We start from the raw sequence: 13,237 nt of genomic DNA, 5'->3' as shown, positions 1-13,237 counted from the left end.
CCACATGACCGTGCCAGGGCTGGAGTACCCGGCCTTTCTGGACCTTGCGGCGCGGCTGGGCTGCGTCGGTGTAGAGGCGCTGATCATCGCGCTGCGCGAGGCGGTGGCGCTGGCGCGGCTGTCGCGGCTTGACAGCCTGCACCGGGCGGCCGCGACGGCGCTTGCCGATGCCGACCTTTCCGGTGCGCGGCGGGTCGTGGACCGACTTGTCCGGCTGTATGCCGGCCGCGAAGATACCCGGTGGGGCCGGGACCGGTTGGCCGATCTGGGCCCCGACCAGTTCGACGCCGCTGCGCTGCTGGACGTGGCCGAGCGGGAGCTTCTGGCGCCGCTAGACGCGGCGGCGCAGCGCGAGGTCGAGGCGGCGGCGCGGCAGGTCGCCACCGTGACGGCGCTGGTGCCGCTTGCGCTGGCCGACGTCGTGGGGGCGCTGGCGGCGAACCTGCGGATGATCCGGCGCATCGCGGAGATCTATGGCGGTCGCGCCGGGGTGATCGGCGCCTGGCGGCTGGCCCGGGCGGTGATCGCCCATCTGGTGGCAACCGGCGCGGTGGCCGTGGGTGACGACATGCTGAGCTCGGTCGCAGGCGGCGGGCTGTTGTCGAGATTGTCGCGCCGCTTCGGCGAGGGGCTGGTGAACGGCGCGCTGACGGCGCGCGTGGGCGTGGCGGCGATGGAGGTCTGCCGCCCGTTGCCCTTCGGCCCGTCCCGGCGGCCGTCCGTCAGCGGCACGGTGGGGCGCGCGCTTTCCGGCCTGTTCCGCTGAGCGCCCGGCAGGGCCGCCGGGAAGGATCAGAGCTTGCCCTTGAGGTAATTCAGAACGGGAGGGCGTACCGATTGCAGCCCATCGGCGCGGGCGGCGTGGATGACCTCGCGCAGCTCGCCCAGGAGGGTGCGGCGCAGGATGGACTTGACCGGCCCGATCGAGGCCGGGCGCATCGACAATGTCCTGAGCCCGATCGCCGCGAGGCAGGCTGCCTCGACGGGGCGGCCGGCATCCTCGCCGCAGAAGGACAGCGGCGTGCCGAGCGAGCGGCACCGGTCCACGATGTTTTCCAGAAAGCTCAGGAAGCTCACGTTGAGCGTGTCGTAACGCCGGCGGACGAGTTCGTTCTCGCGGTCGGCGGCGAAGAAGAACTGCTTGAGGTCGTTGCCGCCGATCGAGAGGAAATCGACATCCGCGTAGAAGCTGTCGGGCGCGAAGGCGAGCGACGGTGTTTCAAGCATCGCGCCCACTTCCAGCGTTGCGGGCAGGGGGTGGCCGAGGATGCGTTCGCGCTCGATCGCCTTGTCCATCTCGGCGCGGGCGGCTGTGAATTCCTCCCGCTGGGCGATGAAGGGAAACATCACCGACAGCGGCCGCCCGCCCGCGGCGCGCAGGAGCGCCTGAAGCTGCATGCGCATCACCCCGGGACGGTCGAGCGCGATCCGCACGGCGCGCCAGCCGAGCGCCGGGTTGGGTTCCTCGACCGCCTTCATGTAGGGCAGTACCTTGTCCGACCCGATGTCGAGCGTCCGGAAAACCACGCGCTCGCCCTTGGCCGCGTCCATCACCCGCGCGTAAAGCTGTGACAGTTCGGCCCGCTTGGGCATGTGGTTGCGGATGAGAAACTGCAACTCGGTCCGGAACAGGCCCACGCCCTCGGCGCCCGAGCTTTCGAGGCTGGGCAGATCGGCCATGAGCCCGGCATTCATGTGCAGCCCGATCCGGGTGCCGCACCGCGTTTCGGCGGGCTTGTCGCGGATGGAGGCATAGCGTTCGTGGGCCTGCGCCTGCATGGCCATCTTGTCGCGGAACGCGGTGACGATCGAATCGTCGGGGCGCAGATGCGCGATGCCCTGATCGCCGTCAACGAGGATCAGGTCGCCGTTCAGCGCCTCGGTCGTGATCCGCTCGGCATGGATCACCAGCGGGATCGCCAGCGCGCGCGCCACGATCGCGGCATGGCTGCCGACCGAGCCTTCCTCGAGGACGATGCCCTTGAGGGCGCGCCCGTAATCCAGCAGTTCGGCCGGCCCGATATTGCGCGCGATCAGGATCGGGTCCGCCGGCATGTCGGCGCCGGTTTCATTGCCTTGCCCGGTGAGGATGCGCAGCAAGCGGTTACTGAGGTCATCGAGGTCATGCAGCCTGTCGCGGAGGTACGGATCGGTGGCCTGATTCATCCGGGCGCGGGCGGTGGATTGTTCCTTTTCGACGGCCGCCTCGGCCGACAGCCCGCGGCTGATGTCCTCTTCCATGCGGCGCATCCAGCCCTTGGAATTGGCGAACATGCGGTAGGCTTCGAGAACCTCGAGCTGCTCCTTCTCGCCGGCGGGCGCGGTCGACAGCATCCGGTCCACGCCGACCCGCAATTCGTCCACGGCGCCATGCAGCCGCTCAAGCTCGCGGTGGGGGTCATCGGCGATCGGGTTGGCCACGACGACGCGGGGCTCGTGCAGCCATACATGGCCCTGGGCCACACCCTCCTGCCCGACGTTGCCATGGAACAGCACCGATTGCTGGTGCGGGGCGCGCATCGCCGCGCCTTCGCCGATGAAGGCGCCGAGTTCGGCCATCTCGGCGATGACCATGGCGACCACTTCGAGCGCGTAAATCTCCTCGTCGGAGAAGCGCCGCGAATCGCGGGACTGGACAACCAGCACGCCCAGCGTCTCGCCAAGCCGCTGGACAGGCACGCCGAGGAAGCTGCAATAGGCCTCCTCGCCGGTTTCGGGCATGTAGCGGAAGCCCTTGGTGCCCGGGGCGTCGTCGGTGTTGATGACCTGCCCGGTCCGCGCGACCCGGCCCACGAGACCCTCGCCCAGTTTCATCCGGGTTTCGTGAACCGCGTCGGGGTTCAGACCTTCGGTCGCGCAGAGCTCCAGCGTGTCGGCATCGCGGAACAGGTAGATCGAGCACACCTCGGTGCGCATCTCCTCGGCGATGAGCTGGGTGATGCGGTCAAGCCGCTGCTGGCCCGCGGCGTCCTCGGCCATGACGGAGCGCAGGCGGCCCAGCATCTGCCGACTGTCTGTCGTGAAATCCTGTCTCATGATCCGCGCCGTTCCGGGCCTTTCGTTGCCGTGGCCTCAGCCCCATCGCGATCGGGATGCGCGCTCAGGCCGCCTTGTCCAGTTCGAACGCATCATGCAGTGCCTGAACCGCGAGTTCCATGTATTTTCGGTCGATCAGGACGGAAATCTTTATCTCGGAGGTTGCAATGACCTTTATGTTGATGCCCTCGTCGCGCAAGGTCTGGAACATCCGGGCGGCCACGCCCGACTGGCTGCGCATGCCGATGCCGACGGCGGAAACCTTGGCCACGGCGGTATCGGCAACTAGGTCGTGAAAGTTGATCTCGCCGCGGTCCTTGGCCCCGTTCAGCGCCTTCTCGGCCCGCGCCACCTGGTCGGTGGGGCAGGAGAAGGTCATGTCGGTGCGCCCTTCCTCGGAGATGTTCTGGATGATCATGTCGACGTTCACGCCCGCCTCGGAAAGCGGGCCGAAGATGGCGGCGGCGATGCCGGGGCGGTCGGCGACCGAGATAAGGGTCATTTTCGCCTCGTCCCGCGAATAGGCGATGCCGTTGACGACGTTCGATTCCATGATTTCCTCCTCGGCGCAGACAAGCGTGCCCGCGTCATCTGACTGTTCCTCGAAACTGCTGAGCACGCGCAGCTTGACATTGTAGCGCATCGCCAGCTCGACCGAGCGGGTCTGCAGCACCTTCGCGCCGAGGCTGGCCAGCTCCAGCATTTCCTCGAAGGCGATGCGATCGAGCTTGCGGGCCTTGTCGGCGATGCGCGGGTCCGTGGTGTAGACGCCATCGACATCGGTGTAGATGTCGCAGCGCACCGCGTCGAACGCCGCGGCGAAGGCCACGGCCGTGGTGTCGGAGCCGCCCCGGCCCAGCGTGGTGATGCGGCTCTCGGGGCTGACGCCCTGAAAGCCCGCGATCACCGCCACGCGCATCCCCTCGTGGAATTTCGCCGCGATATTGTCGGGCGGGATTTCCTCGATCCGGGCAGCGGAATGGGCGCTGGTGGTTTGCACAGGCACCTGCCAGCCCTGCCAGCTGCGCGCCGGGATGTCCATTTCCTGCAAGGTCAGCGCCATGAGCCCGGCCGTGACATTCTCGCCCGAGCTGACGATCGCGTCGTATTCCCGCGCGTCGTAAAGCGGCGAGGTCTCGTTCACGTAGCCCACCAGTTCGTTCGTCTTGCCGGCCATGGCCGAGACGATGACGATCACGTCATGCCCGTTGGCCACTTCGACGCCGACGCGCTTGGCGGCGCGGCGGATGCGGTCGGGCGTGGCGACGGATGTACCACCGAATTTCATCACGAGAACGGACATGAGCGTATCCTGTGCCGGTTGACCGGGCGCGGTTTACGCGCCGTTGCGCGGGAGGGCAATAGGTGGTCGCCCCGAACGGACGCGGGGGCGGTCAGAACGGCAGGTCGCGCCCGTCCCACGTTTGGAAACATCCTGTCGTGGCGACGGACAGCGCCGCGAAACGCTGCATGAGGCCCTCGGTTGCCTCGGCGACGTCGATATCCGCGTTGGTGCCGCCCATGTCGGTGCGGACCCAGCCGGGATGATAGGTGCCGACCGCGATTCCGAGCGGTTCGAGATCGACCGCGAGGTTGCGCCCGAGGCTGAGCGCGGCGGCCTTGGAGGCGCGATAGGCATAGCTGCCGCCCGCTGCATGGGCATGACTGCCCAGCCGGCTGGACATGATCGCGATCTTCGCTTTCCCGGCAGCCTGTAGGTTGGGCAAAAGCGATTGCACCGTTTGGAAAACGCCCGCGACGTTGGTCGCGAACGTCTCGGCCCACATGTCAGGCGGGAAGCCGTCGGCAAGGTTCTCGTGCTTGTCGGGGTAGATGCCCGCGTTGCAGATCAGCAGGTCGATCGGCCGGCCATCGAGATGATGCGCCAGCGCGGCGTGGCTGTCAGGCTGCGTGACGTCGAGCCGGAAAAGACCGGCGTGATCGCGCGCCGTCCCTGTCACCTCGTGCCCGGCCTTGACGTATTCGTCGCGCAGCGCGGCACCGATGCCGCGGCTGGCGCCCGTGATGACAACATGCATGTGGCCCCCTTTTTGGTGATCGCCGCACGGCCCGTGCCGGCTCAGTTCGTTTTTCGCCCCGGGATGAAGGGGAGGGGGGCGACCGGCACGCCGTCCTCGATCAGCTTCTTCGCCTCGTCGGGACGCGCTTCGCCATGGACCGCCCTGTGCGGCGAGAGCCCGTCATGCATGTCGCGCGCTTCGCGGACGAAGTTACGGCCGACGTATTCGGAGTTTGCCTCGACCTCGCGGCGCAGGTCCGCGACGGCCTGGTCGGTGGGCGCGGCGGGCCCCGGCGGGGTTTCGGCCACCTCCGCCCGGCTGCCTTGGACGCGCGGGGCCATCATCGCCTTGTCCACGTCGGTCGATCCGCAGATCGAACACGTTACCATGCCGGAGGCGCTCAGTTTCTCGTACGCTTCGGCTGATTGGAACCAGCTGTCGAAACGATGATCGCGATCGCATTTGAGGGTGAATTGAATCATGTCGCGGCTTCCGGCTGAACCCCACGATAATTATCCGGCACGGCGCAAAGATCAAGGCATCCGCGCGCCGGTCACCCCTTGAGCCGCGCCGCGTCGAAATCCCGTATGATCCGTGCCAGTTCGGGGTCCGACACCTTTTCCGCGGCCTTTCGGCGCCCCAGCCAGCGACGGCGCCTCTGGCCGGCCTCGGGATACCTGCGGGCGAGGGCCTTGACCTTGACGGGATAGACGAGAGCGAGGCAGGGCAGGCTGCCATCGGTATCGCCGATTTCCTTGTGATAGGAGAAGAGGCCGATGCACCGCTCGATCACGCGGCCCTGTACCCCGGCTTCTTCCCAGGCCTCGGTCAGGGCGCTTTCGCCCGGCGTTCGGCCGTCAACGGGCCAGCCCTTGGGAATGATCCAGCGCCCAGAGCCGCGGCTGGTGATCAACAGGAATTCAGGCTTGCCGCCCTTGATGCGGTAACACAGGGCCGCGAATTGCGTGCGCAGGTCGCGCTTTCCGTGCGCGTTCAGCGAAATCGGATCCTGCTTGATCTTCTGAAGGGTCATCGGATCGTTCCTGCCTTACAGGCTGCTCTGCCCCATGGCGCGCCGATGATAGGACGAACGGGCCGGCCATGGCCAGAGACTTTTCAATGACGCCGCCGCGCGGGACATGTCCCGGGCCTTGTCGTCACGCCCACCAACACCGGGGTATAAAGCTGATAGATTTTATCAGAATTGACATGACCAAGTATTTTTGTCAGCTTGATCAGGCCAAGCCACCCGAACGGAATCAGCCCGGCATGACAGTTGATGACCCAGCCACGCGACGTGGAGAGCCGACAGACAGCCGGAGGACACGCGATGATCCGCGCCCAGACCAAGCAACAGCCCGAACTTCAGCCCGACACGACCTGCCACGATGCGCGCGTCCTGACCGCCGGCGGCGTGACGGCCAATATCATTCTCGACGACCAGACCTACACGCTGCGCATCACCCGCGCCGGCAAGCTGATCCTCACGAAATGAAGCACCAGAGAGACATGGAGGGGGCATTCCCGGTCTCGGCGATGAAGGGGCTGACCCCGTTGGAGGCGCTGAGCGTCCGGTGTCTGCGCCTCTGGCACGACCCCGCACACGGGCCCGCCGCCATGGGCACGATGTTGGCGCGGCGGCTGGGGCCCGAACGCGGGACCGCTTGTCACCGGGCCTTGGCGGATGTGATGGGCATGATCGCGCGGCACGGGCGCCGCCGGCTGGCCCGGCACGGGGCCGAATGCGGCTGCGTCGGGGTCGACGAGGCGATTTTCGCGCATTTCATCGCGACGGCCGCGACCGGCGACAGGGAGGACGCGATGCTTGTCGCGTCCTTGCTGGTCGACAGCGCGGTCCTGCTGCCGCTAACCGATTCGGCGCGGCAGGCCGGGCTGTGCCTGCACCGCGCGGCACTACGCCCGACCGGGGCGATGCCCGAACCGATGAGCGCGACGCGCCACTGAGATGTTCTGACCGATGAAGGGGGCGACGCAATGATCATCTGCCACTGCATGTCCATCACGGACAAGGATATCATCGCGGCCGTCGACTGGATGCGCGCGGCGGATCCCGCGACCATCATCACCCCGGGCAAGGTCTACCGTGCCCTGGGCAAGAAGGCGGATTGCGGCGGGTGCCTGCCGCAATTCATTGACACGTTGGGCAAGGCCGACAACTTTGCCGTACCCATGCAATTGCGCGGCCTGCGCCGTGCGGCCACACAGGGAGAGCCACATGAAGGGCGACCAGAAGGTCATCGAATATCTGAACGCAGCGTTGAGGAGTGAGCTTACCGCTGTAAGCCAGTACTGGCTGCATTACCGTCTGCAGGAGGATTGGGGGTTCGGCAAGATCGCGTCGAAGAGCCGGGCCGAAAGCATCGAGGAGATGCACCACGCCGACAAGCTGATCGAGCGCATCATCTTCCTCGGCGGGCATCCGAACCTGCAGAAGCTGGACCCGCTGCGCATCGGGGAGAGCCTTCGCGAAACGCTGGATGCCGATCTCGCGGCGGAGCATGACGCGCGCACCCTGTACATAGAGGCGCGCAATCACTGCGAAAGCGTGGGTGACTACGTATCGAAAAACGTGTTCGAGCAACTGATCGCCGACGAGGAGGGCCATATCGACTTCCTCGAAACGCAGATCGAGCTTTACGAGAGGCTGGGCGAAGAGCGGTACGGCCTGCTCAATGCCAGCGCGGCCGACGAGACCGAGTGACCCGATACGCGGGCAGGGCAGGCGGCGGGCGCCCGCCTATTCGTCCAGCGATCCGTGGATCGCGAACTGTTCCAGCCCGGCATCCTGCGCCTCGATCACGCGGAAACTCTCACGCACGCCCGCATCCGTCAGTTCCCGCGTCACGGTGAGCAGGGTGTTCGGGGGATGATCCTCGCACAGCTCCGCCATGTGGGCGACCTCGTCAGCGGCGACCGGCCGGGCGGTGTCGGTATCGGGGGCGCCGTAGACCTCCACGAAGTGGCGGGCCAGCGCGTCGATCAGGGTATCGCGCTCGGCCTCCTCGATCTGGGTGATTGCCACGAAGGTGACCCGGCCGAAGGTCTCGACCCCCAACCAACCGTTCGAGAACGCCTGTCTCTGCTTGCCGGCGAGGTCCGCCTCCCCCCAGTTCGAGAATTCGAACCCGCCCGAGACGCACCATTCGCCGGTACGCGCGGGGGAGTGGTACACCCGCATGTCGCTTTCATCGAAATGGATCGCGCGCGCCAGTTTCATTTACCTTGCTCCAATACCGTGCTGAGCGGGATGAGATGCGTGGTCTCGCCTTCCCGCAGCAGCATTCCGAAAGTCTCGTCCACGCCGAGGAAGGTGCCCGACATGCCGTTGCGTGTCACGTCCTCGCCGATCCCGTGGGCCAGACCGCGCCATTCGGCGTGAAGCGCGCGCACGCCGTCATCTTCCCATGTCGTGATCCAGTTGAGCGTGTGCCGCGCCCATGATTCCAGCAGTGCGACCGCGTCCACCTCGGCGCAGCCTTCTTCATAAAGAGCGGTTTCGTCGGGCCGTTCGCCGGGACGCGTGGCCAGCATCAGCAGCGGCAGTTCAAGCCCGACCACCAGCCAGCCCGGTTCCGCCGCCGGGTCCGTGCCGCCAGCCATGGCGCGCAGCCGTCCGCACGCGGCGCCGTTGACCCGCAACCCGCCGGCCCATTCCAGATGCACGGCGAGTTCCGGCGGCCCGAGCGCGCCGAGCGCGTTCTGGAAGCCGACGCCGCAGGCGGGCAGCATGGCCATCGCCCGCTCCAGCGGAACCTCGGGGGCCATGACCAGCGCCGCCAGCAGCCTGTCGGCCGACAGGTTGTACACGATCAGGCCCGCGTCGCAGCCAAGGGCGGCCATGGCACAGGCCTTCTCGAACGGGTCGATCCCGGTATCGACGGCCTGGCCGTGCATCAGTGGCGGAAAGGTGGGTGCCGTCATGCCACGCCCTGACCCACGAGGGCGCGGGCGACATCCCGGAAGGCCTGCGCCTGCGGCGCCTCGGGCTGCGAGACCACGATCGGGGCGCCGCCATCGGACGAGGTGCGGATATCCAGATGCAGCGGCACCTCGGCCAGCAGCGGCACGCCCATCTTGCCGGCCTCTGTCCTGACGCCGCCATGGCCGAAGACGTGTTCCTCGTGGCCGCAGTTCGAGCAGACATGCGTGCTCATGTTCTCGATCATGCCCAGTACCGGCACCTTGAGCTGCGTGAACATGTCGATCCCCTTGCGCGCATCCAGCAGCGCCACGTCCTGCGGGGTGGACACGATGATCGCCCCGTCCACCACGGCCTTCTGCGCGAGGCTCATGGACACGTCGCCGGTGCCCGGCGGCAGATCGACCAGCAGCACGTCGAGCGCGCCCCACTGCACCTGCATCAGCATCTGCTGAAGCGCGCCCATCAGCATGGGGCCGCGCCAGACGACGGCCTGATCCTCGTTCGTGAGCAGCCCGATGGACATCATGGTGACACCGTGGTTGCGCATCGGCAGGATGGTCTTGCCGTCGGGGCTGGCCGGCCGGCCCGAAACGCCCAGCATGCGCGGCTGGCTCGGGCCGTAGACGTCGGCGTCCAGCAGCCCCACGCGCCGCCCCTCGGCGGCCAGCGCACAGGCGATGTTGGCCGAAACGGTCGATTTGCCGACGCCGCCCTTGCCGCTGGCGATGGCGACGATATGCGCGACGCCGGGTACGCGTTGCGGACCCTGCGGCTCGGCCTGTTTCTGCGGTTTCAGGTCGGGCGGGGCCTTGGCGCTGTGCCCGGTGAGGACGGCCGACACCTCGGTCACGCCTTTCAGCGCCTTGACCGCCTGTTCAGCGGCGGCGCGTGCCGGTTCATATGCGTCCGCCTTGTCCGGGTCGATCTCCAGCACGAAGCGCACGCTTCCGTCTTCGAGGGTCAGCCCGCGCGTCACGCCGGCTGTCACGATGTCGTCGCCCGAAACCGGGTCTTTCACTTCTTTCAGGGCGGCCAGAACCGCCTCGCGTGTCACGGCCACTTTGTCAGTCCTGTTTCTTGATGATGCCGGTCACTTCGTGGTGCACGTCGAGGCCATCGACGGTCAGCACGACGCGCGCCGCGTATTCGCCCGCGCCGTCCGGGGCATTGCGCAGGCCCTCTTCGATCGCCTGTTGCGAGGTGACGCCTACCTGCTTGAGGAATTTTCGCATGGACATGTTGTAGTCGCTGGTCTCGTCGCTCATTTTCAACTCCCTTTCCCAATTTTGTTGACGCGGGGGCCGCGGGCTTCCTACCCTTGACGCATGCGCCGTTTAACCCCTCTCGCGGTCGTGTTGCTAGTCGCGGCCCTTGTGCCCCCCGCGAACGGGCGGGCGGCCGAGGGGTTTCGCCTTGTCGCGCCGCAGGCTCTCGTCGATAGCGGCCTTCTGAAATATGTGCTCCCGCGCTTCTCGCTCAAGACCGGCACCCGCATCGAGCTGGTGGCGCCCGGTGCCGGGGCGGCGGCCGAGCTGACCCCCGACGACGACGGTACCCGTGTTTTCACCGGGCCGCGTGCAACGTGGCGGTTGCGCGTCAACGCGCCGGAGCATCCGGGCGTCAAGCGCTTCGCCGACTGGCTGAGCTCGGAAATAGGGCAGCGCACGATCAAGAGCTTCGAGGTCGACGGCGCCGCCCCGTTCAGCCCGCCCCGCACCGAAGCGGCCGAGGCTGTGGAGGTCAGTTTCGACGGCAATCCGGACCGGGGCAAGGCGCTGTCGCTGCTGCATTGCGGGCGGTGCCATGTTGTCGGAGACGAGAACCGGATGAACGCCATCGGGTCCACCCCCAGCTTTGGCGTGTTGCGCGCCCTGCGGGATTGGCAGCGACGCTTCCAGACCTTCTACGTGCTCAACCCGCACCCGGCGTTCACTCAGGTGGCCGACGTCACGCCGCCGTTTCCCATCGACAGGCCGTCGCCGATCACGCCGGTCGAGATGACGCTCGGCGATGTCGAGGCGATCCTTGCCTATGTGGCCGAGATGACCCCCGCCGACCTTGGTGAGCCGCTTCGGCATCAGTGATCGCGGCGCTTGCTGAAGTAGTCGTCGCTGGTGCGCACCTGCGGCCGGTCGCCCGATGTGAACGGATTGTCCTGCGAATGGAACTGCGCCTTCACACGGCAATCGTCGCACATCTGGATCATCTTCGCGGCCTTGTCGTTGGCAAACATCGCGTGTTTCCCGGCAAGCTTTTCCGTGATCTTCTCGACGGTCGATTTCACGCCGAACAGCGCGCCGCACTCGATGCAGGCAAAGGGTTCCTCCTCGTGCAGGATCGTCTGAGACAGGGCGGCATCGGCCAGGTTCATGCGCTGTTCGTAGGTGATGGCGCTCTCGGGGCAGACATTCGCGCACAGGCCGCATTGCAGGCACGCATCCTCCTGGAAACGCAGTTGCGGCATGTCCGGATTGTCGATGAGCGCGCCCGACGGGCACAGTGACACGCAGGACAGGCAGAGCGTGCAGGCCTCGGTGTCGACATGCACGGTGCCATAGGGCGCGTCCTCGGGCAGCGGTACCAGCTCGGCCCCCGGCTGCAGCGCCTTTGCCGACAGCCGGGCCACTTGCCGCCGGCTGCCCATCGGCAGGACAGGATCGGGGCACGGCACGGTGGCGTCGTCGGCGGTATAGAGCGCGTCGCAAAGCGCATCGGGGTCGGACACGTCAAGAAGCCCGACGCGCGTCTCATCGCCGGCAAGCGCGCGGGCCAGCGGGATTTCGCGGTCCAGCGCATCGCGTTCTGTCACGGGGGACAGCAGGATGGTGACATCGGCGAACCCGCAGGCCAGCGCCGCCAGGATCTCCGCGTGGCCGAACCCCGACAGCGCGCTGACCTCGAGCGGGATCACGTCGGCGGGAAGCCCGCGCGCGTGGCGCGCGGCGAGGCTGATGAGCTCGCGCCCGTGGGACTGGTCGCAGACCAGCAGGCGTGGCGCGTGGCCGCCGGCCTTGCGATAGGTCGAGGCCAGCGTGTTCAGCCGGCGGAACACGGTGTCCGTCGGCGGTGCGTCATAGGTGATGGCCCCCGACGGGCAGCGCGCGGCGCAGGCACCGCAACCCGCGCAGATCATCGGGTCGATGTCGACGTGATCGCCTTCGGGGCGGATCGCGCCGGTTGGGCAGATGTCCAGGCACTTGGTGCAGCCGGTCTGCTCCGCGCGGCTGTGCGCGCAGATCGCCGGTTCCAGTGCGACGTAAAGCGGCTTCTCGAATGTGCCCAGCAGTTGCGATGCCTCCAGCACGGCGTCGGCCACCGCCGTGACGCTGCCGGGATCGGCGCGAACGTAACCTTCGCGTTTCTGCGGCGCGGGGAAAAGCGGCGTGCCGCCGGTGAGGTCGAGGATGATGTCGCAATCGGTCTGACCGCCGTCGCGCGGCGCTGTCCAGGTCAGCGGGCCGCGTCCGCCGGGGTGAACCTGTTGCAGCGCGTCCAGCCGCAGGCTGAACTGGCCAAGCGCGCCCGAGGCCTGCCGCAGCTTGCCGCGGATCGTGTCGAAGCCGCGCTCGTCCGGCGGGTCGGCATCGTCGGTCAGCAATACCGTGACCCCGAGGATATCCTTCAGGCGCCGGGCGGCCGGGAACGCAATATCGGACGCCCCGATCACCAGGCAGAGCCCTTCGGACGTGACATCCACGGTTTTTTCCGCCGGCATTTCCATGGCGGCCTCGGCCATCAGCGCGGCCATCTTGGGCAGCTTCGAGCGCGGGTCGTCCGACCATCCGGCGCGGTCGCGCAAATCCGTGACGGGGGGTGCCGCCAGCCCGAGATCGGTGGCGATTTCCTCGAACAGTCGCTGTTCCTGCCGGCAGCAGATGATCGCGTCCTCGCTGGCGATTGCCTCGGCCGCCTGTGCTGTCTGCGACGTGCAGAGGTCGGAATGCACCTGCGAACAGGGCAGCCCCGTCGCGGCCTCAAGCGCCGCGCCATCGAGGTCCTGCGTTCCCGAACAATTGCATATGATCAGTTTTTTGGCCATCTCGTTCCCGATCGTGTGAGCGTTGCGAGCCGCACCTTGCGCCGCCAGCCTAGTCACTTTGCGCCGTCAGACTAGTCACGATTCGTAACGGCGGTAAACAGGTATTCGAATCAGTCAGGCGCACCTGCGGGTCCGCCGCGCCTGACTGTTTGATTCTGTCAGGAATTGCTCACGGGCGGGTTTCGTGCAGTTTTCGGG

General features: G+C 67.1%; 16 protein-coding genes. 6 read left to right on the top strand and 10 right to left on the bottom strand.

What is annotated here, in order from left to right; all coding sequences use genetic code 11:
* The coding region (locus tag ACH107_RS10765; protein ID WP_412505860.1) for a YcjF family protein at window positions 1-766 on the top strand (766 nt) is incomplete at its 5' end.
* A 26-nt stretch (window positions 767-792) separates the two neighbouring features.
* On the opposite strand, the gene ptsP is transcribed toward ACH107_RS10765, so the two are convergent.
* The 5 genes from ptsP to ACH107_RS10740 form a co-directional block, all read right to left on the bottom strand.
* Window positions 793-3,036 carry a phosphoenolpyruvate--protein phosphotransferase gene (gene ptsP / locus ACH107_RS10760; protein ID WP_412505859.1) on the bottom strand — a complete coding sequence of 748 codons (2,244 nt, stop codon included), beginning with the start codon at window positions 3,034-3,036 and terminating at the stop codon, window positions 793-795.
* Window positions 3,037-3,100: 64 nt separating this feature from the next.
* Window positions 3,101-4,339, bottom strand: a complete 1,239-nt coding sequence (locus ACH107_RS10755) for an aspartate kinase (protein ID WP_412505858.1) — start codon at window positions 4,337-4,339, stop codon at window positions 3,101-3,103.
* A 91-nt stretch (window positions 4,340-4,430) separates the two neighbouring features.
* Window positions 4,431-5,075 carry an SDR family oxidoreductase gene (locus ACH107_RS10750; RefSeq protein WP_412505857.1) on the bottom strand — a complete coding sequence of 215 codons (645 nt, stop codon included), beginning with the start codon at window positions 5,073-5,075 and terminating at the stop codon, window positions 4,431-4,433.
* 41 nt (window positions 5,076-5,116) lie between these two features.
* Entirely contained in the window at window positions 5,117-5,539 is a 423-nt protein-coding gene (locus ACH107_RS10745) for a DUF1178 family protein (RefSeq protein ID WP_412505856.1), read from the bottom strand.
* 71 nt (window positions 5,540-5,610) lie between these two features.
* Window positions 5,611-6,090 carry an NUDIX hydrolase gene (locus ACH107_RS10740; protein ID WP_412505855.1) on the bottom strand — a complete coding sequence of 160 codons (480 nt, stop codon included), beginning with the start codon at window positions 6,088-6,090 and terminating at the stop codon, window positions 5,611-5,613.
* A gap of 297 nt (window positions 6,091-6,387) precedes the next feature.
* Here ACH107_RS10740 and ACH107_RS10735 point away from each other — a divergent pair, with 297 nt between their 5' ends.
* Genes ACH107_RS10735 through bfr form a run of 4 tightly spaced genes read left to right on the top strand, consistent with a single transcriptional unit; the run spans window position 6,388 to window position 7,779 of the window.
* Window positions 6,388-6,552: a hemin uptake protein HemP gene (locus ACH107_RS10735; protein WP_412505861.1), complete on the top strand. Its 165-nt coding sequence runs from the start codon at window positions 6,388-6,390 to the stop codon at window positions 6,550-6,552.
* Entirely contained in the window at window positions 6,549-7,022 is a 474-nt protein-coding gene (locus tag ACH107_RS10730; RefSeq protein WP_412505854.1) for a hypothetical protein, read from the top strand. The genes ACH107_RS10735 and ACH107_RS10730 overlap by 4 nt, the downstream gene beginning before the upstream one ends.
* 30 nt (window positions 7,023-7,052) lie before the next feature.
* Window positions 7,053-7,346, top strand: a complete 294-nt coding sequence (locus ACH107_RS10725) for a bacterioferritin-associated ferredoxin (protein ID WP_412505853.1) — start codon at window positions 7,053-7,055, stop codon at window positions 7,344-7,346.
* Window positions 7,294-7,779 (top strand): bacterioferritin, encoded by a 486-nt coding sequence (gene bfr / locus ACH107_RS10720; RefSeq protein WP_412505852.1) that lies wholly within the window; start codon window positions 7,294-7,296, stop codon window positions 7,777-7,779. The genes ACH107_RS10725 and bfr overlap by 53 nt, the downstream gene beginning before the upstream one ends.
* Before the next feature lie 36 nt (window positions 7,780-7,815).
* Here bfr and ACH107_RS10715 read toward each other — a convergent pair whose 3' ends face one another.
* The 4 genes from ACH107_RS10715 to ACH107_RS10700 are packed head-to-tail and all read right to left on the bottom strand — an operon-like array spanning window position 7,816 to window position 10,265.
* Window positions 7,816-8,295, bottom strand: coding sequence for a DUF6505 family protein (locus tag ACH107_RS10715; protein ID WP_412505851.1), 480 nt, complete (start codon window positions 8,293-8,295; stop codon window positions 7,816-7,818).
* Window positions 8,292-8,999: a DUF4444 domain-containing protein gene (locus ACH107_RS10710; protein WP_412505850.1), complete on the bottom strand. Its 708-nt coding sequence runs from the start codon at window positions 8,997-8,999 to the stop codon at window positions 8,292-8,294. Before ACH107_RS10710 ends, ACH107_RS10715 begins: the two co-directional genes overlap by 4 nt.
* Window positions 8,996-10,060, bottom strand: a complete 1,065-nt coding sequence (locus ACH107_RS10705; RefSeq protein ID WP_412505849.1) for an Mrp/NBP35 family ATP-binding protein — start codon at window positions 10,058-10,060, stop codon at window positions 8,996-8,998. The genes ACH107_RS10710 and ACH107_RS10705 overlap by 4 nt, the downstream gene beginning before the upstream one ends.
* A 4-nt stretch (window positions 10,061-10,064) precedes the next feature.
* The gene (locus tag ACH107_RS10700) at window positions 10,065-10,265 is read right to left on the bottom strand and encodes a DUF6494 family protein (RefSeq protein WP_412505848.1); all 201 of its coding nucleotides are present in this window, start codon (window positions 10,263-10,265) and stop codon (window positions 10,065-10,067) included.
* A 60-nt stretch (window positions 10,266-10,325) separates the two neighbouring features.
* Here ACH107_RS10700 and ACH107_RS10695 point away from each other — a divergent pair, with 60 nt between their 5' ends.
* Window positions 10,326-11,084 (top strand): hypothetical protein, encoded by a 759-nt coding sequence (locus ACH107_RS10695; protein ID WP_412505847.1) that lies wholly within the window; start codon window positions 10,326-10,328, stop codon window positions 11,082-11,084.
* Here ACH107_RS10695 and ACH107_RS10690 read toward each other — a convergent pair.
* The gene (locus ACH107_RS10690; RefSeq protein WP_412505846.1) at window positions 11,078-13,039 is read right to left on the bottom strand and encodes a 4Fe-4S binding protein; all 1,962 of its coding nucleotides are present in this window, start codon (window positions 13,037-13,039) and stop codon (window positions 11,078-11,080) included. The two genes, ACH107_RS10695 and ACH107_RS10690, sit on opposite strands and share 7 nt — an antisense overlap.
* Window positions 13,040-13,237 lie beyond the last annotated feature (198 nt).

The organism is Roseovarius halophilus (ex Wu et al. 2025) (assembly GCF_047086965.1).
This window is presented reverse-complemented; position numbering and strand designations above follow the sequence as displayed.

Bases quoted from the DNA above. Each gene is read 5' to 3' on its own strand.
- ACH107_RS10735 (WP_412505861.1), top strand. From the start codon at position 6,388: ATGATCCGCGCCCAGACCAAGCAACAGCCCGAACTTCAGCCCGACACG.
- ACH107_RS10700 (WP_412505848.1), bottom strand. From the start codon at position 10,265: ATGAGCGACGAGACCAGCGACTACAACATGTCCATGCGAAAATTCCTC.
- ACH107_RS10715 (WP_412505851.1), bottom strand. From the start codon at position 8,295: ATGAAACTGGCGCGCGCGATCCATTTCGATGAAAGCGACATGCGGGTG.
- ACH107_RS10740 (WP_412505855.1), bottom strand. From the start codon at position 6,090: ATGACCCTTCAGAAGATCAAGCAGGATCCGATTTCGCTGAACGCGCAC.
- bfr (WP_412505852.1), top strand. From the start codon at position 7,294: ATGAAGGGCGACCAGAAGGTCATCGAATATCTGAACGCAGCGTTGAGG.
- ACH107_RS10750 (WP_412505857.1), bottom strand. From the start codon at position 5,075: ATGCATGTTGTCATCACGGGCGCCAGCCGCGGCATCGGTGCCGCGCTG.
- ACH107_RS10725 (WP_412505853.1), top strand. From the start codon at position 7,053: ATGATCATCTGCCACTGCATGTCCATCACGGACAAGGATATCATCGCG.
- ptsP (WP_412505859.1), bottom strand. From the start codon at position 3,036: ATGAGACAGGATTTCACGACAGACAGTCGGCAGATGCTGGGCCGCCTG.
- ACH107_RS10755 (WP_412505858.1), bottom strand. From the start codon at position 4,339: ATGTCCGTTCTCGTGATGAAATTCGGTGGTACATCCGTCGCCACGCCC.
- ACH107_RS10695 (WP_412505847.1), top strand. From the start codon at position 10,326: ATGCGCCGTTTAACCCCTCTCGCGGTCGTGTTGCTAGTCGCGGCCCTT.
- ACH107_RS10745 (WP_412505856.1), bottom strand. From the start codon at position 5,539: ATGATTCAATTCACCCTCAAATGCGATCGCGATCATCGTTTCGACAGC.
- ACH107_RS10690 (WP_412505846.1), bottom strand. From the start codon at position 13,039: ATGGCCAAAAAACTGATCATATGCAATTGTTCGGGAACGCAGGACCTC.
- ACH107_RS10710 (WP_412505850.1), bottom strand. From the start codon at position 8,999: ATGACGGCACCCACCTTTCCGCCACTGATGCACGGCCAGGCCGTCGAT.
- ACH107_RS10730 (WP_412505854.1), top strand. From the start codon at position 6,549: ATGAAGCACCAGAGAGACATGGAGGGGGCATTCCCGGTCTCGGCGATG.